21 protein-coding genes are annotated in these 25,504 nt (G+C 53.0%); 8 read left to right on the forward strand and 13 right to left on the reverse strand.

The window, feature by feature from the left end:
• The first annotated feature begins 136 nt into the window (after nucleotides 1-136).
• From ACKI61_RS14705 to ACKI61_RS14720, 4 genes are all read left to right on the forward strand, one after another.
• Nucleotides 137-724 (forward strand): hypothetical protein, encoded by a 588-nt coding sequence (locus tag ACKI61_RS14705; protein ID WP_407458410.1) that lies wholly within the window; start codon nucleotides 137-139, stop codon nucleotides 722-724.
• A gap of 137 nt (nucleotides 725-861) precedes the next feature.
• On the forward strand, nucleotides 862-1,854 hold the full coding sequence (locus ACKI61_RS14710) for a hypothetical protein (RefSeq protein ID WP_407458411.1): 993 nt from the start codon (nucleotides 862-864) through the stop codon (nucleotides 1,852-1,854).
• A gap of 8 nt (nucleotides 1,855-1,862) precedes the next feature.
• Nucleotides 1,863-2,030, forward strand: coding sequence for a hypothetical protein (locus ACKI61_RS14715; protein WP_407458412.1), 168 nt, complete (start codon nucleotides 1,863-1,865; stop codon nucleotides 2,028-2,030).
• 67 nt (nucleotides 2,031-2,097) lie between these two features.
• Nucleotides 2,098-3,165, forward strand: a complete 1,068-nt coding sequence (locus ACKI61_RS14720; protein ID WP_407458457.1) for a nucleotidyltransferase family protein — start codon at nucleotides 2,098-2,100, stop codon at nucleotides 3,163-3,165.
• On the opposite strand, the gene ACKI61_RS14725 is transcribed toward ACKI61_RS14720, so the two are convergent.
• The 5 genes from ACKI61_RS14725 to ACKI61_RS14745 form a co-directional block, all read right to left on the reverse strand.
• Nucleotides 3,146-5,353, reverse strand: a complete 2,208-nt coding sequence (locus ACKI61_RS14725) for a CotH kinase family protein (RefSeq protein ID WP_407458413.1) — start codon at nucleotides 5,351-5,353, stop codon at nucleotides 3,146-3,148. The two genes, ACKI61_RS14720 and ACKI61_RS14725, sit on opposite strands and share 20 nt — an antisense overlap.
• 330 nt (nucleotides 5,354-5,683) lie before the next feature.
• Nucleotides 5,684-6,415, reverse strand: coding sequence for an aquaporin Z (gene aqpZ / locus ACKI61_RS14730; protein ID WP_407458414.1), 732 nt, complete (start codon nucleotides 6,413-6,415; stop codon nucleotides 5,684-5,686).
• A 288-nt stretch (nucleotides 6,416-6,703) separates the two neighbouring features.
• Nucleotides 6,704-8,488, reverse strand: a complete 1,785-nt coding sequence (gene aspS / locus ACKI61_RS14735; RefSeq protein ID WP_407458415.1) for an aspartate--tRNA ligase — start codon at nucleotides 8,486-8,488, stop codon at nucleotides 6,704-6,706.
• An 83-nt stretch (nucleotides 8,489-8,571) separates the two neighbouring features.
• Nucleotides 8,572-8,973 carry a DUF2442 domain-containing protein gene (locus ACKI61_RS14740; RefSeq protein WP_407458416.1) on the reverse strand — a complete coding sequence of 134 codons (402 nt, stop codon included), beginning with the start codon at nucleotides 8,971-8,973 and terminating at the stop codon, nucleotides 8,572-8,574.
• Entirely contained in the window at nucleotides 8,974-9,222 is a 249-nt protein-coding gene (locus ACKI61_RS14745) for a DUF4160 domain-containing protein (RefSeq protein WP_407458417.1), read from the reverse strand.
• Between the two features lie 303 nt (nucleotides 9,223-9,525).
• On the opposite strand from ACKI61_RS14745, the gene dapF reads away from it, so the two are divergent.
• Genes dapF through ACKI61_RS14765 form a run of 4 tightly spaced genes read left to right on the forward strand, consistent with a single transcriptional unit; the run spans nucleotide 9,526 to nucleotide 15,168 of the window.
• Nucleotides 9,526-10,398: a diaminopimelate epimerase gene (gene dapF, locus ACKI61_RS14750; RefSeq protein WP_407458418.1), complete on the forward strand. Its 873-nt coding sequence runs from the start codon at nucleotides 9,526-9,528 to the stop codon at nucleotides 10,396-10,398.
• On the forward strand, nucleotides 10,398-11,606 hold the full coding sequence (locus ACKI61_RS14755; RefSeq protein ID WP_407458419.1) for an LL-diaminopimelate aminotransferase: 1,209 nt from the start codon (nucleotides 10,398-10,400) through the stop codon (nucleotides 11,604-11,606). Before dapF ends, ACKI61_RS14755 begins: the two co-directional genes overlap by 1 nt.
• A gap of 29 nt (nucleotides 11,607-11,635) precedes the next feature.
• Complete coding sequence (locus ACKI61_RS14760; protein ID WP_407458420.1) at nucleotides 11,636-13,156, forward strand: sigma 54-interacting transcriptional regulator; 1,521 nt, start codon at nucleotides 11,636-11,638, stop codon at nucleotides 13,154-13,156.
• A gap of 29 nt (nucleotides 13,157-13,185) precedes the next feature.
• Nucleotides 13,186-15,168: an NAD(+) synthase gene (locus ACKI61_RS14765; protein WP_407458421.1), complete on the forward strand. Its 1,983-nt coding sequence runs from the start codon at nucleotides 13,186-13,188 to the stop codon at nucleotides 15,166-15,168.
• Between the two features lie 51 nt (nucleotides 15,169-15,219).
• Here ACKI61_RS14765 and ACKI61_RS14770 read toward each other — a convergent pair whose 3' ends face one another.
• From ACKI61_RS14770 to ACKI61_RS14805, 8 genes are all read right to left on the reverse strand, one after another.
• On the reverse strand, nucleotides 15,220-15,756 hold the full coding sequence (locus ACKI61_RS14770; protein ID WP_407458422.1) for a hypothetical protein: 537 nt from the start codon (nucleotides 15,754-15,756) through the stop codon (nucleotides 15,220-15,222).
• Between the two features lie 261 nt (nucleotides 15,757-16,017).
• Nucleotides 16,018-18,564 carry a DNA gyrase/topoisomerase IV subunit A gene (locus ACKI61_RS14775; protein ID WP_407458423.1) on the reverse strand — a complete coding sequence of 849 codons (2,547 nt, stop codon included), beginning with the start codon at nucleotides 18,562-18,564 and terminating at the stop codon, nucleotides 16,018-16,020.
• 154 nt (nucleotides 18,565-18,718) lie between these two features.
• A complete protein-coding gene (locus ACKI61_RS14780; protein WP_407458424.1) occupies nucleotides 18,719-20,134 on the reverse strand; it encodes a hypothetical protein in 1,416 nt (471 codons plus the stop codon).
• A gap of 97 nt (nucleotides 20,135-20,231) precedes the next feature.
• Nucleotides 20,232-21,803, reverse strand: a complete 1,572-nt coding sequence (locus ACKI61_RS14785) for a hypothetical protein (protein ID WP_407458425.1) — start codon at nucleotides 21,801-21,803, stop codon at nucleotides 20,232-20,234.
• Nucleotides 21,804-21,997: 194 nt separating this feature from the next.
• Entirely contained in the window at nucleotides 21,998-22,591 is a 594-nt protein-coding gene (locus tag ACKI61_RS14790) for an ABC-type transport auxiliary lipoprotein family protein (RefSeq protein ID WP_407458426.1), read from the reverse strand.
• A 49-nt stretch (nucleotides 22,592-22,640) separates the two neighbouring features.
• Nucleotides 22,641-23,567, reverse strand: coding sequence for an MlaD family protein (locus ACKI61_RS14795; RefSeq protein ID WP_407458427.1), 927 nt, complete (start codon nucleotides 23,565-23,567; stop codon nucleotides 22,641-22,643).
• Between the two features lie 12 nt (nucleotides 23,568-23,579).
• A complete protein-coding gene (locus tag ACKI61_RS14800; RefSeq protein WP_407458428.1) occupies nucleotides 23,580-24,365 on the reverse strand; it encodes an ABC transporter ATP-binding protein in 786 nt (261 codons plus the stop codon).
• A gap of 7 nt (nucleotides 24,366-24,372) precedes the next feature.
• Complete coding sequence (locus tag ACKI61_RS14805) at nucleotides 24,373-25,437, reverse strand: ABC transporter permease (RefSeq protein WP_407458429.1); 1,065 nt, start codon at nucleotides 25,435-25,437, stop codon at nucleotides 24,373-24,375.
• Nucleotides 25,438-25,504: the final 67 nt, after the last annotated feature.

Genomic DNA, 25,504 nt, shown 5'->3' on the forward strand with positions numbered 1-25,504 from the left:
TGTTTGCACACTTTTCAAATCTAATTGGTAGATTTGCGTCTCCAAACGAAGATTGAAATTTTGACAAAATACGGAATTATTGTAAATAATCCGTATTTTATTGGAAAAATGGAGATGGATAATGTATATTTATGCCATGGCTAGAGAACAATCACTATCGGTGCAGCAGCTCGTCTATTCGAGTACGGAACTCCAAAACATGGGATTCTCCTATTATCAGATTTCGAATCTGGTGGAACAAAACAAGCTTGTCCGCTTGAATAAATCGCATTATGAAAATGTTGATTTTTCGGGAGAAATGAATGATTTTTACTATGTCCCCGCATTTGTGTCGGAGGGTGTTGTTTGTCTTATGAGCGCCGCGGTTTACTATAATCTTACGACATTTCGCCCTGAGTCGATTGATGTGGCCGTCCCTCCAAAAAAGAAGCTCTCGTCATTTCCTTCAACGATTAGCTTTTCTCTGCATTATTTTTCGAAAGTCCGATTTTCACTGGGAGTTTGTGTCGTAAAGGAGCAGAAGAATTCTTTCAAAATATATGATGTCGAAAAAACGGTTGTCGACATTATCTCAAATCGCAACAAAATTGGCATTGAGGAAACCAAGGAGATTCTTATTAATTATCTTGCTCGTCCAGACAGGAACATCAACAAACTGTGTCGCTATGCCGAAAAACTGTCTTGCCTCAAGATACTGAAAACATATCTTGAGGTGCTGCTGTGAGTTTTTTTTGCAGGTTCACAAGGTTGTGTACCGACGTAAAAGTCGCTTTTTGGGGCGTTTTTGACCTCAAAAGTGATTTTCAACACTTTACAAAAAGCTTATGAAAATCTATATTTACTAAAAATATGGGGAATCGTATGACTATTTCATCGAAATTGGCGGTTGGAGTGATTTCGCTGGCCTTGTTGGCCGGTTTCTCGTTCGCGCAAGAAGAGGGTGAAGTCCTTGGCGAATACGGCGCCATTACCGTTAAGATGCTTAATGGTAAACGCACGGCTCTTATCAGTAGCGAATCCAAGGAAACTGTCGATATTCCCGAAGATGTAGTAATTGACTCTCTTTACTATGACAGAGATTTCTCCGGTCAATGGGGTAAACCGGGCACGCTCATGCTGCCTGTGACCATGAAGGCGGGCTGGTGCTTTGCGTCTTCAATGCAGATTTATGTGATGAAGGATATCCGCATCAACGGAACTCAATCCTGGCAGATAGATGTCTACGAAAATGGAAGTAATAACGAATTTCTCGCGAACAAACCGTATTTTGTTCGTCCGAGTGCAAATCGTCTGACATACAATTCTGATTGCTTGTCTCCTTCTCATCCTGCAGTGATGAACACTTCTAACGGTGCTGACAATAGAATTCAGGCTCTTGACAAGTGGGAATTCATCGGTATGTATTCTTACAAAGAATGGGCGGAAGGTGATCCGGATATCGGATACCTTTACGGTTTTGCCGCGAAGGAAAAGGTTGTTGATGGTAAGACCATTCAAGAAGGCCAGTTCGTTAAGGGTAAGGCGGGGGCTTATATTCGTCCGTTCCGTGCCTACCTGATTTACAATGTCAATTCCACAGCCGAAACGCCCAAGTCCAAGCCGTTTGCAAAGACTACTGCGGCTGGTGCGTCTATGACAGCTTCGTTGACAAGTGAAGACCTTCCGAAGACGATTGATGTGATTTTCCATGACGAAGAAGGTGGCACGACCGCGATTCATTCTCTCGACCCAAGGACCGGTGAGTTTACTGCCAACAAGACTGGCTGGTACGACATGAAGGGCCGCAAGCTCGACAAGAGGCCGACCATTAAGGGTAACTACTTCTATAACGGTAACAAGGTGACTATCAAGTAGGGGCTAATATGAATATCAAGTTTGAAAAGAAAGAGTACCTTGCCCCGAAGATGTCCTTTATCGACATGCGTGGTGACATGTTCCTGCTCGCAGGCTCTGGCGAGGGCCCGGATGCCGACGAGTGGGACGACGAATTCGGTTTCAAGCTGAATCAGGGGACTGACCGTCACGTCTAGTGCAAATTCTGAGCGGCTTGTAGACCGCCTGTTCGAGATTCTCCGCGCTGCCCTTTGGCGGTCGCGGATTTCTTTTGATGATGTCTCTGCCGAGGAATGGGCGGCGCTCTACCGCGAAATGGGGCGGCAGTCCGTATTGGGCCTTGCGTACCCGGTCGTTGTCGAACCAGCGGTGCAGGGCCTGCCCAAGGAACTTTGTCTGAAATGGTTCTACCAGGCGGAAACTATCCGCGCGCTGAACCAGAAAAACTACGAGCTTTCTTGTGAACTTACCGAAAAGTTCAGCGAACAGGGCGCCCGCACTGCCATTTTAAAGGGCCAGGCGAACTCTAGGCTTTACCCAGACAAGTTTGTCCGCCAGACGGGCGATGTCGACCTGTGGGTCGAGGGCGGGCGGGAGCGTGTTGTGGACCTGCTTTCCCGCATGGGGCTGCTCGAAAACGTGCAGTTCTCAAAGCACGAGGTGACGCTCCCGACGTCTGCTTTCGGTATCGATGTCGAGGTGCATTTCGACTGCATTTACGACTGCCGAAACCCCTTCGCGAACAGGCGGCTCAAACGCGTTCTTGCCGAGGAGCTCCAGAAGAATGAGCTTGTGCCCGAAGGTTTCTATGTGCCTACGAGCAAGTTTGCGCTGCTGATGCAGCTCTCGCATATCCGCAAGCATTTCATTGGACTTGGCGTCGGTATGCGGCAGCTGGTGGATTACTTTGTCTTGCTACGCTCGGCGTCGGCGGCGGAACGTGCCGAAGTCTCTGCGCTGCTTAAACCGCTCGGGCTTGCTCATTTTGCCGCGGCGGTGATGTGGATTTTGTCCGAAAAGCTTGGGCTGCAATCGGACTGCCTGCTTTGCGCGCCAGATGCCTACCGAGGCCGTGTGCTGCTTCGCGAGGTGTTTGCCGATGGCAACTTCGGAAAGTTCTCGGAACGCAAGCGCGGTTCCGTTTACCTGTGGTGGCTGCGCAACCGCCTCAGGGTGTTTGGTCTTTTGCGGTTTGACTTTGCCGAAGTGTCCTGGCACCTGTTGAAATACTGGGCGTCTTTCCTTGGACTCATGCCCGAAAGGTTGGGCGCCCTGCGGCACACCCGCAAGGGAGCGCCAAGAGATACCCGAATTATTCGAAGACGGCGGTAAAGCTGTCGCCACCGTTGAGCTGCACGACTCTCGGGTTCTCGGTGGATCCGTCGAGCCAGCGCGAGAACACGCGGCCTGCGGCCGGAACGGCGGTGAGCTCCATGCTGGTCCCTGCGAAGAACTTGCCCTGGTAATTGGTGCTCGGAAGCTTCATACCGTCGACTTTGACGAAGCCGCTTCCGCTCGTGGAGATGGTGACGCTGGTCTCGTTCTGGAGTCCGAAGCGCTGAGCCATTTCCTGCTTCAGGGTCTGGCTGCGGTTCCTTGCAAATTCAAGCAGCGCGCTTCCGCTGGGGTCCCAAGTAAAGCTGCTCTGCCCGTCGCCCCTGGGCCAGCGCCGCTCGTCGCGGCTCTGTTCGGAGCTCGGAATGGTCGCCATCATCGACTGGATGGTGCTCTGCACCTTTTCGTAGGTCAGGTAGTCGTTCAAGAGAATGCAGGCCTGGTTGATGAATAGCCGCTTGAAGCTCGGGTTCTCGAGAAGCTTCTTCAGCATGTTGCCGATGGCAGTGTTGCCGTTCATGCTCCAGCCCATGCCCATTCCGAATCCGGGCTGCTGGCCACCCTGGTTTGCGCCTTGGTCTGCGCCAAGAACCCAGTTGAACATGTTCTCGCCCTGCGTGTCAAAGCCGCTGATGCCCGGCGTCAGGCCGAATCCGTGGTCCGTGTCGAATGCCACGAACTTGAAGGGGTTGCCGTTGCCGCCCCAGGCGCGGATGTTGTTGTTGGGCCAGTCGCCGTTGTGGAAGTACATCTCGGCGAGCATGTACTGGGCGAAGCTGCTCAGGTTGATTTTTTCTTTAAGCTGTTCGTACTGCTGGTTGTTTTCGCCGGCAAAGTTGCCGTTGGTGATCGAGTTCACGACGCTTGCGAATTCCTGCGGCGAAGAGCCGTTCGTGCCGCTTGCCGCCCAGCCGTCTATGCAGTTGTTGTCGCCGTTGCAGTTCTTGACCATGTTGATCGACTTGGAGTCGATTCCGTAGTTGGTCTCGACAAAGCTTCTGTTCAGGCGTTCGCGCATGTCGTGGATGCCGAAGTATTCGCCGTTGTAGAACACCACCACCTGGCGGCTACGCTGGTAGTCCACATCGGTGCCTTCGAGCAGGCTTGTCATCATGGCGTCGGCAATGTAGTCGGTCCAGTAGCGGTTCCCGTTGTTGCGCAGGTTGAACGCCTTGATTTTCTTAGCCTCGGGGCGTGTCTTGAACAGGGAATATTTCAGCACCTTGTCGCCGTAGTCGTCGTTGTCCATCTTGATGGCGACGCTCTTCTTGGGCTTGTAGCGGCTGTAGTTTCCCATGATCGAAATGCCAGCGTCGATTTCCCAGTTCTTTTCGGTGGTGGAGCTTCCGTTTTCGAAGAACTCCACATGGACGGGCAGCTCGTCTTCGCGCCAGAAGTTGGCCTGCTTGCAGGGCTCGGAACACTTGGGGTTGTTCTTGTCGGCGGCGTTCGGGTCGTTCCACGTCATCATTCCGCCCTGGTTGTTGGTCAGGGGGCCGGTGGCGTACAGACCGTCGGTGGAGTCGAACATGTCGTGGTGATTCACGGTGAGCGCGATGACCGGCATAGAGACGGTTTCGTTAATGAAGTAGGTCTGCGTGGTGGTGTCGGCAGGCTGGCCGTTTACGAATTCGGAGCAGCGGATCACGGTGTTCTGGGTGATCGTCTTTGCCTGCGTAATTTGTTCGGAACCCTGCGTGGGGAACGACCCGTCGAAGGTGCAGCGGATTTCGCCACCCTTTCGTGGGGTGGGCGGGTCGATAGTCAGGCTCGAATAGAAGCCCGCCTTGGGCAGGAACGTCTCCTTTGCCTTGTGGTTGTCATCGTAGTCCTTGAGCCCGCTAGAAGATGATCCGTCGCTCGAAGCTACCGAGGAACTGGAAAGCGTTGCGTTGGCATTAGGATTGTTGGGGTCGCTCGGGTTTGTCTGGGGATTGCCATTGGGGTCAGTCCCCGGATTGTTCGGGTCGGTCGAGCCGTTTTGCCCCTGCTGTTGTGCGGGGTCGGTGTAGCCGTCGCCGGGCTGTGCGTTGGGGTCCTGAGAGTTCGGATCCGGAATGAGCGAAGGATCCAGTTCGGTCGTAGCGAGGTCTGCGAGGGGGTTTGAATCGTTAGAGTCGTCGGAGCAGCCGATGATCATTGCTCCTGCGAGAGCAATCGGTAAGAGTAGAGCTTTTTTTTGCATAACAACCCTTGGCTTTTGATAGCCGTTGTTCCCATACACCATTCCTTAAATTAAAAAGTTTTTCGGGAAATAGGGTTTTGTTAAGGCATTGTTTACAGGGATTTGAGTTATTTTGCCTCAGATATGATTTATATCACATCTGTTTAAAAATTTTATGTGGTAAAATATCCCGTTTTTGCATTTTTGTAAATATTTTGAAGCTTCTTGTGTAAAAATAAATGCCTAAACGCGGGGGCGAACACATGAAAAAAGGCGGGCCGAAACCCGCCATAAATGAGCTCTATTATCGCAACGAAGTTGCCCCTTGAGCAGACTTTGCTTGCGCAAGAATTACTTCTTGCAGCACTTGCATTCGGCGATGCACTTGTAGCACAGGCCACCGATCACGCCACCGAGAATCGGGGCGACCCAGAAGAGCCAGAGCTGCTTGATGGCAGCGCCGCCAACGAACACGGCCATAGCGGTAGAGCGGGCCGGGTTCACAGACGTGTTAGTCACCGGGATAGAGATGAGGTGGATGAGCGTGAGGCAGAGGCCGATGGCAATCGGGGCAAAGCCTGCCGGTGCGCGGCCGTCGGTAGCGCCCATGATCACGAACAGGAAGATGGCCGTGAGCACGGTTTCAATGAGGAATGCAGAGAGCATGCCGGAGGTCTTGCCGCCAAAGGCGTTCAGGCCGTTGGTGAGCGTGTCGGACCAACCGTTGGTGGCGAATGCGCCGATGCCCGCGTTGGTGAGGTCGGGGCAGGCGATCACGTAGAGGAGCGCTGCTGCAATGATGCCGCCAATCACCTGGGCCACGATGTAGGCCGGAGCTTCCTTAGCGGGGAAGCGGCCGCCGGCAACCTGACCGAGCGTGACAGCCGGGTTCAGGTGGCAGCCCGAAATGTGGCCGATGGCGTATGCCATGGTGAGCACAGTAAGGCCAAACGCGAGCGACACGCCCACGTAACCGATACCGGTGGTCGGAACGCCGCATGCGAGCACAGCTGCACCGCAGCCGCCAAACACAAGCCAGAAGGTGCCGATAGCTTCGGCAATAGCACGAGTAGTAAGTTTCATTTGATTTTTCTCCATATTGGGGTTAAGAGTCGTGCCCTAATTTAGCAAAGCGAAGCGGGCGAATGCCCGAAATGAATGTGAAAAAATGTTTTCGTGAGTATACTCACATCAAAAAAATCCTGCATGATGATTTGCAGGATTCTTTCATTTTCTTAAGTAGAAATGGCGATGCCCGCCTACGCGGGCATGACAACAGCCTTACTTCTTGTCGGCACCATTGCGCTCTACGAGCGCAAGTCAAGCGGCTCAACCATGCCAGTCTGCAAGCAGCCTGGCGCGGCACTCGCCTTACTTGGTTTTAGGCATCTGCACGGAGATGTGGATGTCCTGCAGCTGCTGGAGGTCCACTTCGCTCGGGCACTGGTCCATCGGGCTCGAAGCGCTGGTGTTCTTCGGGAACGCGATGAAGTCACGAATAGATTCTTCACCTTCCATGGTAGCGACAACGCGGTCCAAGCCGAAGGCGAGACCGCCGTGAGGAGGAGCGCCGTACTTGAAGGCATCGACGAAGAAGCCGAACTTTTCCTTCACCTGTTCTTCGGAAAGGCCCAGCAGGCGGAACACCTTTTCCTGGACTTCCGGGTTGTGAATACGGATAGAACCGCCACCGATTTCAACACCGTTAAGAACAAGGTCGTAGGCTTCGGCGTTGCAATCCTTGAGGTTGCCACCGAGCATCATGTCCAGGTGTTCCGGAAGCGGGTTGGTGAACGGGTGGTGCATGGCCATGTAGCGGCCTTCGGTGTCGCTGTATTCGAACATCGGGAATTCGGTAATCCAAACAAATTCACGCTTCTTCGGATCGCGGAGACCCTTGATGCGGGCGACTTCCAGGCGGAGCTGACCCATGGCGGTTGCAGCAACCTTTTCGGGGCCTGCGATGAAGAACATCATGTCGCCGCACTTAGCGCCAACAGCGTCGCGCAGTTCGTTCAACTGTTCAGTTGTAAAGAACTTGCCGACCTGGGTTTCCACTTCATCGTTTTCCTTGACGCGCATCCACACGAGGCCCTTGGAACCGTACTTGCCCACGTAGGCGGTGAGTTCATCGATCTGCTTACGAGTAAAGTCAACGCAACCCTTGGCAGCGATACCGCGGATCTTGCCACCGGCGGCAACGCAGTTCTTGAACACGCCGAATTCGGACTTGGCGCCGATTTCGGACACGTCGTGGATTTCGAGGTCGAAGCGGAGGTCCGGCTTGTCGCTCCCGTACTTGAGCATGGCTTCGTGCCACTTCATGCGGCGGATCTTCTTGGGCGGTTCGAAGTTCCAGACCTTGCCGAGAACTTCGGTCACGAACTTGTCGAACATCGCCATCACGTCGTCCTGGTCCACGAAGGACATCTCGACGTCGATCTGCGTGAATTCCGGCTGACGGTCGGCGCGGAGGTCTTCGTCGCGGAAGCACTTGGCAATCTGGAAGTAGCGGTCCATGCCGGCAATCATCAGGAGCTGCTTGTACTGCTGCGGAGACTGCGGGAGGGCGTAGAACTTGCCCGGGTTCACACGGCTCGGCACTAGGTAGTCGCGGGCGCCTTCCGGAGTGGACTTGCAGAGCACCGGAGTCTCGATGTTCTCGAAACCGTTGGCGTAGAAGAAGTCGTACACGGCCTTGAGGAAGCGGCTCTTGAGCAACAGCTTCTTCTGGATCCACGGACGGCGGAGGTCCAGGTAACGGTACTGCAGGCGCAGGTCGTCGTTTTCCTTGCACTCTTCGTTCGGGTCGTTGATGGCCAAGGGGGAGGTGAGGGCCGCGTTCAGGATTTCGATGGAGTCAATCTTGACTTCGATTTCGCCCGTGGCGAGCTTCTCGTTGGCGTTGCCTTCTTCGCGGGCGTAGACCTTGCCGGTCACCGTAATCACGTATTCGTTGCGGAGCTGTTCGGCGGTCTTCATCACGTCGGCATTGTAGTCCGGGTTGAAGACGATCTGGGTCTTGCCATACTTGTCGCGGAGGTCCACAAAAATCACACCACCATGGTCGCGGCGGCGATCCACCCAACCGGCGAGTGTTACGGTCTGGCCAACATCTGCCTTGCGCAGCTGGCCGCAGTTATGAGTACGTTTCATGTTAGTATCCTTGAAAAATATTTTTCGGGCGAAAATGTAGAAAAATCCGAACTAGTCTGTCATCTCCAAAATGACTTTTTATCTTAAATTGACAAAAGCTCGTTTGCGATTTTGTGAATTTCATCAAGGATTGCTTTTTTACGTTTTTCGGAAGGGCGCTTTGATCCGTTCATGTAAGCGGCCATTAGAGATTGCTGTACGCCAAGCCTGCGAGCAACCTCGGACATGTTTATGGGCTTTAGCTTCGAAGAAAGCTTTAGTGGGAACTGCTCTGGATTGAAAATGGATTCGAATGAAATGTCTTCGTCGAGGTCGTCCCAGCGGAGACCTTCGAATGAAATTCTGTAATCAAGGCGCTGTTTTGGGGTGGCGTTTTTTAAGCGTTCGAAATCTTTATAGTGCAATGTTGCGAGCCTGCCGTTTTTCGCGGTAAGCTTTAACCCGTTGCTTATAGGTTCTATTTTTTCTATTTCGTCACGTTGCATTTACAGCTCCATGTTTTTGAAAAATCGTACCCATTCCTTTTCAAAGTGTTCCTTGTTTTCTTCTACGATAGATTCTGCGAGTTTTAAATCGTTGTGTTTCATTCCTTTTGATTCTACAAGTTTAACGATTCCGCCTTGTATCTCGAATTTCGCAAGTCCTTCCTTGCTTTCGACATGAACATGTACCGGTTCGTGTTCTCGAGAGTAAAAGAAGAATCTGAGACCGAAGATTGTGAGTAGGTTGGGCATTTGGGCTCCTTTACAATTTAGGATATAAAATTATATCCGTCAATTGATTTGTTGAGGGTGTATCTATTCTGTATACGCCAGAATGCCGATAAATGTGATTTTTTGAGACTTTTATTTTTGCTGTTATATTTTACATAAAATGTAAAAGAATGTTGTTTGTTTTACATAATCTGTAATATTTCAAAATTTTGTTTTTCTTGAAAATTGAGTAAAATTGGCGTTTTTAGTGCGATTTAACAATTTTTGTAAAGTTGGCATATTTTTTGCGGATGAGGCGTGGAAAATTATAAAGAGAAGTGAATTATGCCAATTAATTTTTCAAAATGGACCGGGTTGGGCAACGATTTCGTGCTTTATGAACCGGGGCAGACGCCGGAATATGGCGCCGCTTTTACAGAAAGGGTAATTAAGCTTTGCGACCGTCGCTTCGGTATCGGTGCCGATGGTGTGGTGATTGTAACGCCAATGGATAAGGACGGTTGCCTGGTGCTCGGCGATACGGGCGTCGGAGCTAGCGTGGGGCCTGCTGCGAAATCCGTGCCGAATGGTGTCGATTTTGAAATGCGCATCTTTAATGCCGATGGGAGCGAAGCGGCCATGTGCGGCAACGCCACTCGCTGTGTGGCGAAGTACATCCGCAGCCGCGGTCTTGCCAAAAACGATAGCACGAAGGTTTTTAATCTGCATACCAAGAGCGGCCTGGTGAAGCCCGCGCTTTTAGATGACGGTCGCGTGTGCGTGGACATGGGTCTTCCGAGAAACTTCTTGGGCTCGATCAAGCTCACTGCCGACAGCTTCGACTTTACCGCCGAGACGGTCTCGATGGGAAATCCGCATGCGGTGATTTTCGTGGATGATATCGAAAAGATTCAGCTGGAAAAGTGGGGGAGCATTCTAGAAGTGGACAAACAGTTCCCCGACCGTTGCAACATTGAATTTGCCCAGGTGGTAACGCCCACCCAAATCCGCATGCGGGTTTGGGAACGGGGTTGCGGCGTAACCATGGCCTGCGGCACAGGCAGTTGCGCAACCCTCGTTGCGGCCCAGCGCACGGGCCGCGTGGGCGTCGAAGCCGACATCATCTTGGATGGCGGCGTTCTCCACATCAAGCACGAAGAAGGTGGCCCCGTCCTGATGACCGGCCCCGCAGAAGAAGTATTTAAAGGAACGATCTAATGAACGAATCAATTGTAAATGCGAACTATGACCTGCTGCCTGGCAGCTACCTTTTCTCGACTATCGCCCAGAAAATCAAGGAATATCAGGCGAAAAAGCCCGATGCAGACATCATTCGACTGGGTATTGGCGACGTGACCACGCCCTTGATCCCGGAAGTCATCAAGGCCATGCACAAGGCTGTGGACGAAATGGCCGAAAAGGGAACTTTCCGCGGTTATGGCCCCGAGCAGGGTTACGATTTTGTTCGCGAGGCAATCGTGCGTGGCGAATACACCGCCCGCGGCATCGAAATGGACCCGAACGATATCTTCGTGAGCGACGGTTCCAAGTGCGATGTGGCGAACATCCAGGAACTTTTTACAGAAAATGTAAAGATTGCCATTCCGGATCCGGTTTATCCGGTCTATCTGGACTCCAACGTGATGGCTGGCCGTGCTGGCGTGTTGCAAAGTGACGGACATTTTTCTAAGGTAACCTACCTTGCTTCGACCGCCGAAAACAATTTCCAGCCGGATTTGCCCAAGGATCCGGTGCAGCTGATTTACCTTTGCAGCCCGAACAACCCGACCGGTACAGTCCTTAGCCGCGAAACCCTGCAGAAGTTCGTGAACTATGCGAACGAAAACGGGGCATTGATTCTGTTCGACGGCGCTTACAACTGCTACATCCAGGACGAAACCTTGCCGCATTCCATTTTTGAAATTCCGGGTGCGCGCACGTGCGCCATTGAATTCCGCAGTTTCAGCAAGACGGCCGGCTTTACGGGCGTGCGCTGCGCCTATACGGTAATTCCGCACGAACTTTCGAAACTCCGCGCCATGTGGAACCGCAGACAGTGCACCAAGTTCAACGGCGTGAGCTATGTGACGCAGCGTGCCGCCGAGGCAATCTATTCGCCAGTGGGCTGGTTACAGACAAAAGAAGTCATTGCGGGCTACATGCGTACCGCAGGCGTAATCCGCAAGGAACTGACCACTGCAGGTTACACGGTGTTCGGCGGCGAACATGCCCCCTATATTTGGTGGAAAATCGCAGACGGCGAAAAATCCTTCGATTTCTTTGACCGCCTGCTTGCCACCTGCGAAGTCGTGGGTACTCCGGGTAGCGGCTTTGGCCCCTGCGGCGAAGGATATTTCCGCTTGACTGCCTTCGGTGACTACGAACGCACCGTCGAAGCCCTTAGGAGAATCAGGGAAAAGCTCTAACCTCAAACCTCTTTTACTATCTTATGTCCATGCCGTCCCCAATAGGATCCGAAATTTCTGTCATCCAGAAGATCAGCGTCGCGATTATCCACGAACGCAATGTGGAAAAGTTGCTGGAAAACGTCCTTGGCATTCTGGAATCCGAACTTGGCATGTTGCGCGGAACGTTCGCGTTGCTCTTTGGCGATACGCTTAAAATCGAGGCGTCTCGCGGACTGGATGAATCCGAAAAGCAGCGCGGCTTGTACCGCATGGGTGAAGGCATTACGGGCCATGTCGCAGAACGCGGCATCAGTCATGTGATTCCGGACCTGCGCAAGGATTCCCGCTTCTTGAACCGCACGGGTAGCCGCCATTATGATTCCCAGGTGGCGTTTATTTGCGTGCCTTTGATTCACGATGGCCAGGTCATCGGAACGCTCTCGATTGACCGCCCGGTGGACGGCGCTACTGATTTAGACCGCGATGTGGCTTTGCTTGAAATCATTGCGAACATCACGGGTGATGCCGCTAATGAATGCATTGAACTGCACAACGAACACGAAGCCATGCTCGAAGAAAACCGCAAGCTTCGTGACATGCTTTCGAACAACCCCGGCGAACTGGTGGGTAACTGCCGCGAAATGCAGCAGATATACGAACAGGTGCGTCAGGTGGCCCCGAGCGATGCGACGGTTCTGATTCGCGGCGGTAGCGGTACGGGTAAGGAAATGATCGCCCGTGCGATTGTGAATTTGTCTGCAAGAAAGGACAAGCCTTTCATTACGCTGAACTGTGCAGCCCTCCCCGAGAACCTTGTAGAAAGCGAACTGTTCGGTCACGAGAAGGGCGCCTTTACGGGGGCGGTGAACCGCCGTATCGGCCGTGCCGAAGCCGCCGACGGGGGAACGCTTTTCCTCGATGAAATTGGCGACCTGACGATGCAAACTCAGGTGAAACTGTTGCGATTCTTGCAGGAACGTACATTTAGCCGTGTGGGCAGCAACGAGGAACTCCATTCCGATGTGCGATTCCTGGCGGCAACCAGCCGTAACTTGGAAGAGCTGATTTCTCAGGGCAAGTTCCGTGAAGACTTGTTCTACCGCCTGAACATTTTCCCGATTACCATGCCCGACTTGGCAAAGCGCAAGTCCGACATCATCTTGCTGGCGGAACATTTCATCGAAAAGATGAACCTGCGCTACAACAAGAAGGTGCAGCGCCTTTCGACGACGGCGATCAACTTGCTCATGAGTTATCACTGGCCGGGCAACGTGCGTGAACTGGAAAACTGCATGGAACGTGCGGTGCTTACCGCAAGCGACGACTGCATACACAGCTACAACTTGCCGCCTTCGCTGCAGACGAGCCTTAGCGTAGGGCCTACAGGTGCCGTGACGGCCAAGACCGCTCCGCTCGAAGTGATGATGAACAATTACGAACGCGAAATCATTACCGAGGCAATCAAGCGCAATAACGGCAACCTTTCTGCCGCGGGCCGCGACTTGGGCGTGTCTCCGCGCATGATGAATTACCGCATGAACAAGCTTGGAATCAAGTCCGGCCGTTGACAGGGGCCAAACTAATCTATATTTAGGTTATGTTTGGATTTTACCGATTCGCATCTGTTTGCCCGACGCTGAAAGTCGCCGATACCGCCTACAACACGGAAGAAATTATCCGCTGTGCCTCCGAGGCTATTGACGGGGGAGCCGCCTTCGTCGTGTTCCCGGAGCTTTGCATAACAGGGTATACCTGCAGCGATTTGTTCCATCAGGAGCTGTTGCTCAAGAAGAGCGTAGAATCGCTTTCGAAGATTGCAAGGGCTTTTGCAGATAGCGATACGGTGATTGCGGTGGGGCTTCCGCTTAGAATGTTTGGTTGCCTGTACAACTGCGCCGCATTTTTGCAGAAGGGTAAGCTGGTGGCGGTGACGCCCAAGATTCATTTGCCGAACCAGCGCGAATTTTATGAAAAACGCCATTTCTCGAGCGGTCGCGATTTGCTGCGTGGGACCTTGGCTTGCGCCGGGGAATCTGCGGGGAATGCTGCGGGCGCTGTCAAGTGCTGTGTCGAAGGCTTTGGCGATGTGTCGGTGACGAACTTCTTTACGGTGAATGGCGAAGGCTCCGAGGTCCGCGTGGGCGTGGAACTTTGCGAAGACTTGTGGACCGCAGTGCCGCCGAGTGGCGAACTTGCATTGGCCGGTGCGAACGTGATTGTGAACCTGTCGGCAAGCGATGCTTTGGTGGGTAAGCGAGATTACCGCCGTAACTTGGTGATGAACCAGTCCGCTCGCTGCATGGCGGCCTACGTTTATTCGTCGGCGGGCGTGCATGAATCGACGACGGATATGGTCTTTAGCGGGCACTTGATGATTGCCGAAAACGGTAGCATGATTGCCGAAAGCAAGCCGTTCAGCCGCGAATCTGAAATTATTTACGCAGACGTGGATGTGGAACGCCTGAACATGCAGCGCTTGAGCGAAGGTTCGTTCCAGGATTTCGACAGCCGCAGCTTCTATGCGCGCGCGGCGAGTTTCGATGGACTGCGCCCGATTGATTCGTTGAAGTATCGCTTTGTGGCGCCGATGCCGTTTGTGCCGGGGAACATCGAAACTCGCGACAAGTCCTGCACCGAGATTTTCAATATTCAATGCGCAGGACTTGCGAAGCGACTCGAAGCGTCGCATTCTGCGCGCGCGGTGATTGGCCTTAGCGGCGGGCTTGATTCGACGCTTGCCTTGCTCGTAGTCGCAGAAACCTTCAAGCTATTGAAGCGCCCTGCTTCTGAAATCCTGGTGCTCACGATGCCCGGATTCGGCACGACCAAGCGCACCAAGAGCAATGCGGTGACGCTTGCAGAACTTTTGGGCACGGAACTGCGCACGGTCGATATCCAGAAGGCTTGCCTGCAGCATTTTGCCGACATCGGTCATGATCCCAAGAATCTGAGTGTGACTTACGAGAATGTTCAGGCCCGCGAACGCACGCAGATTCTGATGGACATTGCCAACAGTGTAGGCGGAATCGTTATCGGAACAGGCGACCTTTCTGAAATCGCGCTCGGCTGGAGCACTTATAACGCTGACCATATGTCCATGTATGCGGTGAACTGCGACATTCCGAAAACGCTCGTGCGCCATGTGGTGGGCTGGTATGCGGACCATGCCGAAAGCTTTACCGCCGACAAGAAGACGGCAAAAGAACTTGCCGATGTGCTCCGTGATATCTTGGACACGCCGGTGTCGCCGGAACTTTTGCCCGCCGATTCTAACGGCCAGATTGCGCAGAAGACCGAAAGCATCTTGGGCGCCTACGAAATCCACGATTTCTATCTGTATCACTTCGCAAAGTACGGCGCTGCTCCGCAAAAGCTCCTGTTCCTCGCGAAGTACGCCTTTGAGGGCAAGTTCAGCGACGAAGAATTGGAAAAGGCCTTAGCCGTATTCGTGCGCCGATTCTTTACGCAACAGTTCAAGCGCAGCTGCATTCCTGACGGCCCGAAAGTCGGTACAATCTCGTTGTCGCCGCGAGCTGACTGGCGTATGCCCAGCGATTCAAGCTTCAGCGACTGGATGTAATTTTTTGAAAAAAAAGCTATGTAAAAAGTCAATCCATTAGATTGGCTTTTTCTATTTGCACCCCACACAATTTTTTATACGATTAGATTTCTTCCAGGATTCGTAATCGTTCATTGTGATCATTTGTCCGAATTCAGGAATTTTCTTGTTGAAAAAAACAATAGTATATGCCGAAATTGCGGATGAATTAGTATGTGTTATTGATGTGTTTGTTGAAGGATAATGATATGTAATAGCCGTTGAACCGCTAATTGTTGATGAAACTCCACGATCTAAAATCAAAACGGATTTTGCTCCAACATACATACAATCAAAAGCGGCTTCTTGGATTTCATAGTTACCGCTTGTTTCTATATGACTATCTCCCTGAATAAAATCTTTATATTCGTTTATAGTCTCTGCAAACTTTGTATTTAAAGCTGTTTTTGCTACAAAGCATTGGTTTGTTCCATGAGTGGAAAGTGGACCATTATATGATTGTAGTGATGACAATTGTGTTTGGGGAGCGCAACCAAAAAGTAATCCTGCAACTGTTAGTATCAAAACAGGGAATAATGCACGATATATTTTAGAAAGAATTGATTGCATACTCTCAAATATATGTTTTTTTCAGGTGCAGTTCAATGCTCAAGCGTCGGCCAAGGATGCCTTCGCAAAAGTGTGCAAGTGAGTGTCGCATAGGCTAGTTTACTTGCCTATATGACCGAACGCAGCCACGGACGCCGTAGGCGTCAACTCCGAGCTGGGGCCCCTCCCGCATTATCAAGGGGTTTTAGGGGTTACCCCTAGGCGAGAGGGTAGCGGATGCCGCAGGCGGCAGGAGCGAGGGGGATTCTTCCCCCTTTTTACCTAGTCAAATAGTTCTGGGTCGGATTCGTCGGAGCTTTCGTCTTCGCTGCTTCCGTCGTCGAAACTGTCGGGCGGAGTGATTCGGGTAGCGCGCTTCACCTTCTTGGCGGTGAACTTGCTACCCAGAGCCTTGTAGCCCTTGACTTCGGCGACTTCGGTGAGGTCCAGTTCTTCCTTCTGGACTTCGCGGCCTACCTGGTATTCCATGAGTTCGCGTGCGTCATCGGTGGCGAAGAATTCAATCATCTGCGTGTCCTTGTGGTCGGACACGAGGCTGAATTCGGTCGTCATGGGGCAGCCTTCCAGGTTGAAACGCTTCACCATGTAGTTGAAGTTGCCACCTTCGAAGTAGAGGATCGTGAAGACCTGTTCCGGATCGAACTTGTGGATGTACTTGATACCCGTACCCACGAGAATCGGGTCGGCCATGTCGTGCACGCGGGCGGTACCGTTTTCCTTGACGATGAGAATCTTGTCCTTTTCGCCGAATTCGCCGATGCGGTCGCCCTTCTTCTGGGTGCTGATGATGCCGGCGAGGGCGTCAAAGTAGAGAACGCGGGCGCCCAAGGTGCTAACACCCTTGCGGACGCGCTTGATGCTCTTGACCGGGTACTTGGTCACAATGTTACCCATGGCGCCACGGCCCTTCACGTCGATGGTGCTGAAATCCACCTCGAAGTTGAGCTTGGTGCGCGGACGCGGCTTCAGCGTGACTTCCACGACTTCGGCTTCGCCGTTCAGGTTGCTGGACATGTACAGAATCTTGCTGCCCGGCTTGCCCTTACCCATAAAGTAATCCTTGTCGCGGGTAACGCCACCCACGTTGAATCGCTTGATGTAGTAAGCGCCGTCCTTGCCGTCCTGGTGAATCACGTTATAAATGTGGCGGTCGTCGTCCTTCTTGAACTTTTCGACGAGCAAGATGTTCTTGCCCACGAAGTCCTTGTCGCTGACCTTGACGACCTTGAAGCTGCCGTCGGCCTTGAACACGATCAAGTCGTCGTATTCGGACACGTCGAAGAGGTATTCTTCCTTCTTCATGCCGGTGCCGAGGAAGCCTTCCTTGCGGTTCACGTAGAGTTTCTGGTTTGCGAGAGCCACGTGCACGGCTTCCACCTTGCCGAATTCCGCAATCTGCGTGCGGCGTTCCTTGCCTTCGCCGTACTTCTTCAAGATGTTCTTGAAGTGCTCGATGGTGTATTCGGTAATGTGTTCCTGGTTGTACTTGCAGGTGGCGATGCTTTCTTCGAGTTCGCGCAAAAGCTGGTCGGCCTTTTCGCGGTCGTAATGGCTGATGCGGCGGATCGGAATTTCGATGAGCTTGCCGATTTCTTCGTCCGTGATTTCCTTGCGGTGCAGACGCTTGACGTAGGGCATAAGGCCTTCGCGCACGAAGTTGATAATCTGTTCGCGGTCTTTTGCCTTCTTGATGACCTCGTAGACTTCCTTTTCGATGAAGATCTTTTCGAGGGTGGTCATGTGCCACTTGTCTTCGAGGTGCTTGAGCTCGTTGGCGAGTTCCCATTCCAGGAGCTTGACCGTGTGCTCCGTGTTCATGCGGAGAATATCGGAGACGCCGAGGAATTTCGGGTGCTTGTCCACGATGACGCAGGTGCACGGAGAAATGGACTTTTCGCAGTCGGTAAAGGTGTAGAGGGCGTCGATGGCGACCTGCGGGTCGGTGCCCGGCTGCAGGTGCACGAGGATTTCGACTTCTTTACTCGTGTTGTCGTCGACGTGCTTGATCTTGATTTTACCCTTGTCGTTAGCCTTCACGATGCTTTCGATAAGGCTTACTGTGGTGGTGCCGTAGGGGATTTCGCGGATGGCGAGCGTCTTGTTGTCGACCTTTTCTATCTTCGCGCGCACGCGGACCTTGCCGCCGCGCTGGCCGTCGTTGTAGTCGCTCACATCGATGATGCCGCCCGTGAAGAAATCCGGGTACAGCGTAAACTTTTTGCCCTTCAAAATCGCGATGCTAGCTTCGCAGAGTTCGCGGAAGTTGTGGGGGAGGATCGAGGTGGAAAGACCCACGGCAATGCCGTCCACACCTTGTGCCAAGAGCAGCGGGAACTTGACCGGGAGTGTGACCGGTTCCTGGCTGCGGCCGTCGTAGCTCGGAATCCATTCGGTGGTTTCGGGGTTGAATACGACATCGACAGCGAACGGCGTGAGGCGGCCTTCGATATAACGCGGTGCTGCGGCGCGGTCGCCCGTGAAGGGGTTACCCCAGTTACCCTGGGTGTCAATCAGCAAATTCTTCTGGCCGAGGCCCACGAGAGCATCGCCAATGGAGGCGTCGCCGTGGGGGTGGTAGGCCATGGTTCGACCGACGATGGTGGCCACCTTCTGGTAGCGTCCGTCGTGGTTTTCGAAAAGGGAATGCAAAATGCGGCGTTGCACCGGCTTAAGTCCGTCCTCGTAGTAAGGAACGGCGCGGTCCAAAATCACGTAGCTCGCGTAGTCCAGGAACCACCCGTCGTAGAGTTTTTCTAGGTGGTGAACGTTCGAAAGTCCAAGGGTCGAATCTTTAATTTCTTCGCTCATATTTTAAACTTTAATTAAAACTCTATGGATTGCTTCGTCGCCTAAGGCTCCTCGCAATGACGTTTAAGGTTTAAATTTCAACTTACGCACACAATATAAAAAAAAGTAGTGTCAAAAAATTGACACTACTGCACAAAGGGGCAAAGATTGGCTGTTAGAAGCTGAAGATGGATTCAACACCGAACTTCAGGTTCATGTCTTCGCCGTAGTCTTCGGTAGAGACTGCCTGTTCGTGGCCTGCCTTTTCCCAGTCGTCACCCATGGGGAGGACTGCCATGGCAAAGCCAGTGACTTCGAGGCCGTCGACCGGGGTGAAGTAGAGGCGTGCACCGAAGTTCAGGCTTCCGAGGTCGGTGTCGTCATCCAGGGAGTTGGTGTGCAGTTCGCCGACAAGACCGACGGTGATCGGGTCGCTCAGCTTGATGTCTGCTTCACCATAGGCGAACATGTATTCAGGAATTTCCGTGCCATGGACCGTAGCTTCTGCCAGGTTGTCTTCAAAGATGGCGTAGAAGAAGCCTGCCTTCACGTTCACGTTAGACACCTTGAAGGAGGGTTCAGCCAAGATGGCGTGCGTGGCCTTCGGTTCGTCTTCGGAGAGGTTGTCGGCATGCAGGCCATAGACGGCGTGGATGGCGAACGGGCCAAATTCGAGAGCGGCTTCCAAACCGGCGTGGAGTTCGTTCTGCTTGGCGGTCTGCCAGCTCTTGTAGTGGGCGAACGGACGCAGAGCCTGACCAGCGAAGTCGAGCTGGTAGGCAACGTGACCGTCATAAGAGGTGAAACCACGGCAGTCGCCATCGGGGCAGTATTGAACGTCGTTTCCGCCACGGCTGAAGCCGAGACCGAGCTGCAGACCGTAAAGGTCGAGTTCCATACCGCGGATGTCGTGTTCGACCATGCCAGCAGCGTTAATGGACGGATCATCGTAGCCGTAGTAGTTGAATGCGCCTTCCGAGAAGGTCAGGTCGCCAAACTTGACGATGAAGTTTTCGTTCTTGGTGTACTGGACGAATGCACCATTGTAGAGCGAAGCCGGGTCTACGCTAGGGCCGTCGGCTTCGAGTTCGACCTGTGCGGACCACTGTTCGTTGAACTTGACCTGGAAGTCCACATCAACGGTAGACCAGTAGTCATGGTAGAGTCTCTTGTCGTCGCCAGTTTTCATGTTGGCATAAGCGTCAAATTCGGCGGCACCGGAAACCTTGAATTCCATGGCCTTCTTGGCTTCGGGGGCTTCGTCTGCCTTGGTGATGTTCAGGCGGTCAATGAAGGATGCACCGGATTCGGAGCTGTTTTCGGCGGCCTTGGCTTCTTCAGCCTTCTTAGCCTCTTCAGCGGCCTTTGCTTCTTCGGCCTTCTTAGCCTCTTCGGCGGCTACGGCAGCGGAATCAGCGGCCGGCTGTGCAGCAGGCTGAGCGGCAGGCTGTGCAGCGGGGGCGGCCTTCGGGGCTTCGGCTGCGGGTTGAGCGGGCTGTGCTGCAGCAGGAGCTGCGGCAGGGGCTGCCTGGGCAAAGGCGCCTGCGGCGGCGAGGCCGAGCACGATTGCAGAGAGCTTCATCGATTTCATGGGTTACTCCTTAATTTGTGTTATAACGCCTGTAATTTAAATAAAAAAATTCCCCGATAGACTCGGGGAATCGCTTTAAGGGGGCTAAATGGTCCGACTAGAAGCTGAACACGGTTTCAACACCGAAGCCGAGGCTGGTATCGCCTTCGTTGTCCTGCACCGGAATGTCGACCATGCCGAGAGCAGTGATGTCGAGGTGTTCGACCGGGGAAATGTAGATGCGAGCGCCAACATCGATGGATGCCTGGGTGTCGTCGTCGTCATCGAGAGTGTTGGTGTGGTATTCAACCGGGATACCGACCTTGATGAATTCGGCAAACTTGAATGCCGGTTCGCCGTAAGCGAACATGTATTCAGGAATTTCACCGCTGAAGATGTCGGAAGTCGGAGTGTCGCCTTCGTCAATGAATGCATAGAAGAAGGTAGTCTTGATTTCGAACATCGAAACGTTGAAGGTCGGTTCAGCCAAGATGGTGTGTGCGACAGTGGTCCAATCCTGGTCGTTGACCACGTCTTCGTCGTCCATCAGGTAGTCAGCATGGAAGCCATACACGGCGCGGAATGCGAAGCCGCCGATGGAGACACCAGCATCGACACCGGCATGCATTTCGTTGTGCTGGGTCTGCTGGTAGCTCTTGTAGTCGAAATACGGACGCAGGTGCTGACCGGCGTAGTCGAATTCGTAGGCAACGTGAGCATCGTAGACCTTGCAGCCGTCATCTTCGGCAGGATCGCCCCAGTTGCAGCGATCGTTTTCGCCACGGCCAAAACCGAGTCCGAGTTCAAGACCGGCGAGGTCGATTTCGATACCGCGGATGTCGTGTTCCTTCATGCCGGCGGCATTGTAGGCAGGATCGTCGTAACCGTAGTAAGCCTTGAATGCACCTTCCGAGTAGGTCAGGTCACCGAGCTTCACGGCAAAGAAGTCTGCCGGCTTGTACTGGATATAGGCGCCATTGTAGGCAAGACCCGGGTTGTCAATCGGACCGTCGGCTTCGATGCCCACATGTCCAGACCATTTTTCGTTGAACTTGACGTCCACATTCAGGTCGAAGGTGGTCCAGTAGTTATGGTTCACATCGTCATCGTTCAGGATGTCGCCGGTGTAGGCGTCGAATTCCACTTCGCCAGAGAACTTGACTTCCATCTGGGCAGCAGAAGTGCCTTCGTTCATGCTGGCCTTGAGCATGTCGAGAGCGTTGCCAGCTGCAGCGGAGACTTCGCCTTCTTTGGGGCCTTCGCCGTTTTCAGCGGCCTTAGCTTCTTCGGCCTTCTTTGCTTCTTCAGCAGCCTTAGCCTCTTCAGCCTTCTTGGCTTCTTCGGCCTTCTTAGCTTCTTCAGCCTTCTTGGCTTCTTCGGCCTTCTTTGCTTCTTCAGCAGCCTTAGCCTCTTCGGCCTTCTTTGCTTCTTCAGCAGCCTTAGCTTCTTCAGCCTTCTTGGCTTCTTCGGCAGCCTTAGCCTCTTCGGCCTTCTTGGCTTCTTCGGCTGCTACGGCAGCGGAATCAGCGGCGGGCTGGGCGGCAGGCTGTGCAGCCGGCTGGGCCTTGGGGGCTTCAGCTGCAGGTTGAGCGGGCTGTGCTGCAGCAGGTGCTGCGGCAGGGGCTGCCTGGGCAAAGGCGCTAGCGGCGGCGAGGCCGAGCACGATTGCAGAGAGCTTCATCGATTTCATTGTTTGCTCCTTTAGAGTGTGATAAGCTTACATTACAAATATAGTTTTTCAGCCTTGAATTTGGCTAAAAAGTTTCTTTAAACCTTTGTTTATTTTAACAATTGCAAAAGGCGTGCCAAGTAAAAAGGCTCGCCTGAGGCTCTTTTTAGCCTAAAATTTCGCTTTTTTATAGCAAAAAATGGAAATTGTTACAATTATTGTAGCGATTTCAGGAATTGTTCGATGTATTGGCCGTACAGCTTGGAAATCGTCTCGGCGGTGGTTCTCGGTTCGCGGTCGCCCATGCTGCTTTTCTCGTCGAAGGTCTGTTCCCAGACGACTTCGTCGCTGTCCGTCTTCTTGAAGGTGAGCTGGATGGCGAGGCGTGCGTACTGCGAGGAGCCTTCGTCCACTTCTTCGATGGCGACGATGTTTCCGAGGAGCTCGTAGTCGGGCTTGCCACTGGCCTTGGTCTCGACGCTCTTGAAAAGGCCGCTCTGGTTCAGATATTCGCTTGCGACTTGCGCCATCATGTGTTCGGGGCGGCTGGCCCACAGGTCCAGGTCGTAGAACATGAAGTCGTAAGCGGATTCGCGGTAGACGATGTTTGCTCGCTGGTAGGCAGGCTCGATGGTGAACTTGCGCACTTGCAGGCGCTTGTCCTTGTAGGAGTCGGTTGCGGGGGCGCTGATTTTTTCGACGGCGATGGTGTAGTACTTGGTTGGTTCGCTGGAACCGCCGCCCAGACAGGCGGTGAGCGAGAACGCAAGCGCTAAGGTGAAAAGAATTAATGTGATTTTGTGAATCATAAATGTCCCTTTTTGATGCCGGAACAAGTCCGGCATGACAATTCAATGGCTATTTCCTCCGGCTCTTGTTTTCGGCATGAATCAGCGCCGAGGGGTTGTTCTTGATTTTCTGCGTAAATTCTTCGAGGTTCTCGAGGACGGCGTTGAGTTCCACGACGGCGTCACCCACCTGGTCCTGGTTCTTGTACACCACCTGGTCAAGCCGCTGCGTGAGCTGCCTGATAGATTCCATCGCTTGCGTCAGGTTCTCGTTCATCGCCTTGGTATCGATGGCTTCGAGCTTTTCCTTAAGGACGTCCATGTTTTCGCTGGTCTTTGCCGCGATTTTAGCATCTTCGATTTCAGTAAGGACGTTCTTCATCGAGTTCGCCGCATTCGAGATGTTGTTGATGGGCGCGTTCAGGTTCTGCGTCAGCCGGTTCAGGTTTTGCGTAGCATTTTCGAAATTCTTGAGCGAATTGCTGATGCTTTGTGTATTTTCTTCGGAGAAAAGGCTGTTGATGTTGGTCATCAGCGAGTCGACATGAGCGATGATATCGGTCGTCTTGTTGGCAATCGCATCGAATGCCGTCTTTTCGGCAGGGACATAACCACCTTCGGCGACGTCGGGTTCGTCGAAGCGGCCTCCCGAAAGCACGATCTGCTTTTCACCGGTGAGCGAGATGCCGTGCGTCATGCCCGCGCGGGTGCCTAGCTTGATGGGTGTTCCCTTGTTCACGCGGAAACGGACGACCACCTGGTTCAGGTTCGAGGAATCGATCGCAATTTCGGTCACGTTACCGACATCGATACCGTTCAGCTTGACCTGCGCATCCTTGTAAAGGCCGATGACAGATTCGTTGAATATGGTATAATAGTTGTCGAATTCCTTGTTCAAGAAACGCGAGAGCACATAGCCCAAGAACACGCATATCATGATTCCGCAGAGGAGCATGAAGGCGCCAATCTTGATTCTTTCGGCACGTGTGGTTTCCATGGTTACTCCAAATCAGTCGATAAAGTTAAAATGGTAATATTCATTGTGGTCTTCTTCCTTGGGACATTGCCTGTTGAAGAAATGCCGCAGGATGGGGTCGTCGCTGTCAAGCCCTTGCTGCAAGGTGCCGTCCATGAGCACGTAGCCGTCTTTCAGGTAAATAAAGCGGTCGCAGACGATCTTGATGCTCTCGAGTTCGTGGCTTACAATAACCATCGAGACCCCGAGCGTGTCGCGGAGCTCCAGCAGCAGTTCATCGAGGGAACGGGCGGTTACCGGGTCGAGTCCGGTCGAGGGTTCGTCGCAAAAGAGCAGCTCTGGCTTTAGCGCGATGGCGCGGGCAAGGGCCGCGCGGCGTTTCATGCCGCCCGAAAGTTCGGAAGGATACTTGTGGAAGGCGTGCAACAGGTGGACTTTTTCGAGACGGTCGGCCACAATCGCTTCCATCTGTTTTTTGGGCATGTAGGGCATGCTGCGGATGAGCGGAAGCATGGCGTTTTCGGCCACGGTCAAGTCCGAAAGGAGCGCTCCGTTCTGGAACAACACGCCCGTACGCAGGCGGGTCTCAAAGTCGAGGCCTTCCTTGGCTCCGAACGTCTTGCCGAAATAGGTGATGGTTCCGTTTTCGGACTTGTAGAGCTTGAGGATGTTGTTCATGAGCGTCGATTTTCCGCAACCGGAACTCCCGAGAATCATGCGGATTTCGCCCTTCTTGACGTCGAATGAAATGTCGTTCAAAACGGTCTTTCCGTCGTAACCGGCCTTCAGGTGATCTACTTTGAGTGTAATGTCTTCCATGTTGCCCCTAGTAGAATATAAAGCTGAACGCGCAGTCTGCGACGATGATGGCAGAAATCGAAACCACGACGCTGGAGGTTGTTGCGAGGCCCACCGCTTCGGCACCGCCTTCGGCATTTAAGCCCTTGTTACAAGAAATCAGCGTAACCAGCCAACCGAACACGATGGATTTGATTGTACTCTTCAAGAAAAGAATCGGCGGAATCCCGTCGCGAATAGACTGGAAGTAGTTCGCAAATGAAATGTCGAAGAAGAAGTAACCTATTAGGAAGCCGGCGAGGCAGCCCGCGATACCTGCGCAAAAGGCAAGAATCGGCGTGCAGATGGTCATCGCGATAAAGCGGGGGACCACCAGGTACTGCACCGGCGAAATCGCCATGGTCTTAATAGCCTTGATTTCTTCGCAGACGGACATGTTTGCAATTTCTGCCGCGATGGAGCTGCCGGAACGCCCCGCCAAGATAATGGTCGTAAGAAGTGGGCTGATTTCGGCAAAAATCAGGTAGCCAAGCCCCGAGGCGAGGTAGGAACCGCCGCCCACGGCCTTGAGCATGAACGAACTCTGGAGCGCCATGGTGAAGCAGATGAGGGCGACCATCAGAAAGCAGATGCCCGTGGCTTCGGTACCGAGCATAAAGACCTGCTTGGCGGTGCCGCCGAACTTGCTGCGCCCCTTGTCGAAGGGACCGCAGATCATCCAGTAGATGCTCATGTTCAAGAGGATGAACACCTCGGCAACTTCCTTGGCGATGACGATGGTCTTTGCGCCGAGAGCTTCGAGGAAGTTGCTGTAGCCCGTCTTGACTTTTTCGGGAATTTTCTCTTTCTTGAGTGCCCTGAGCTGCGCCTTGATTTCTTCGCTAAAGTGGGCGAGCGTGAGCTTGTTGCCGGTCTTTTCGCTTAAGTCGGCGAGGAGCGCAAAGAAGGCGTCGCCGCTGTAGTCCATGCGCGTGAGGGAAGAACCGTCGAGGTTGAGCGGCTCCTTGTAGAGCGTGCGCCGACACTCCCGCAACAATTCTTTGCTGTTTGCGGCGGTAAGGGCTGCGGGTAGAGTAATGGTCCTTCCTTCCATTGTGCACAAATTTAGCAAAAGAAGAAAAATTTACATAATAGATTTTATAATTTTGGGATAAACGGCG

This window comes from Fibrobacter sp. (assembly GCF_045601785.1).
GTDB lineage: Bacteria > Fibrobacterota > Fibrobacteria > Fibrobacterales > Fibrobacteraceae > Fibrobacter.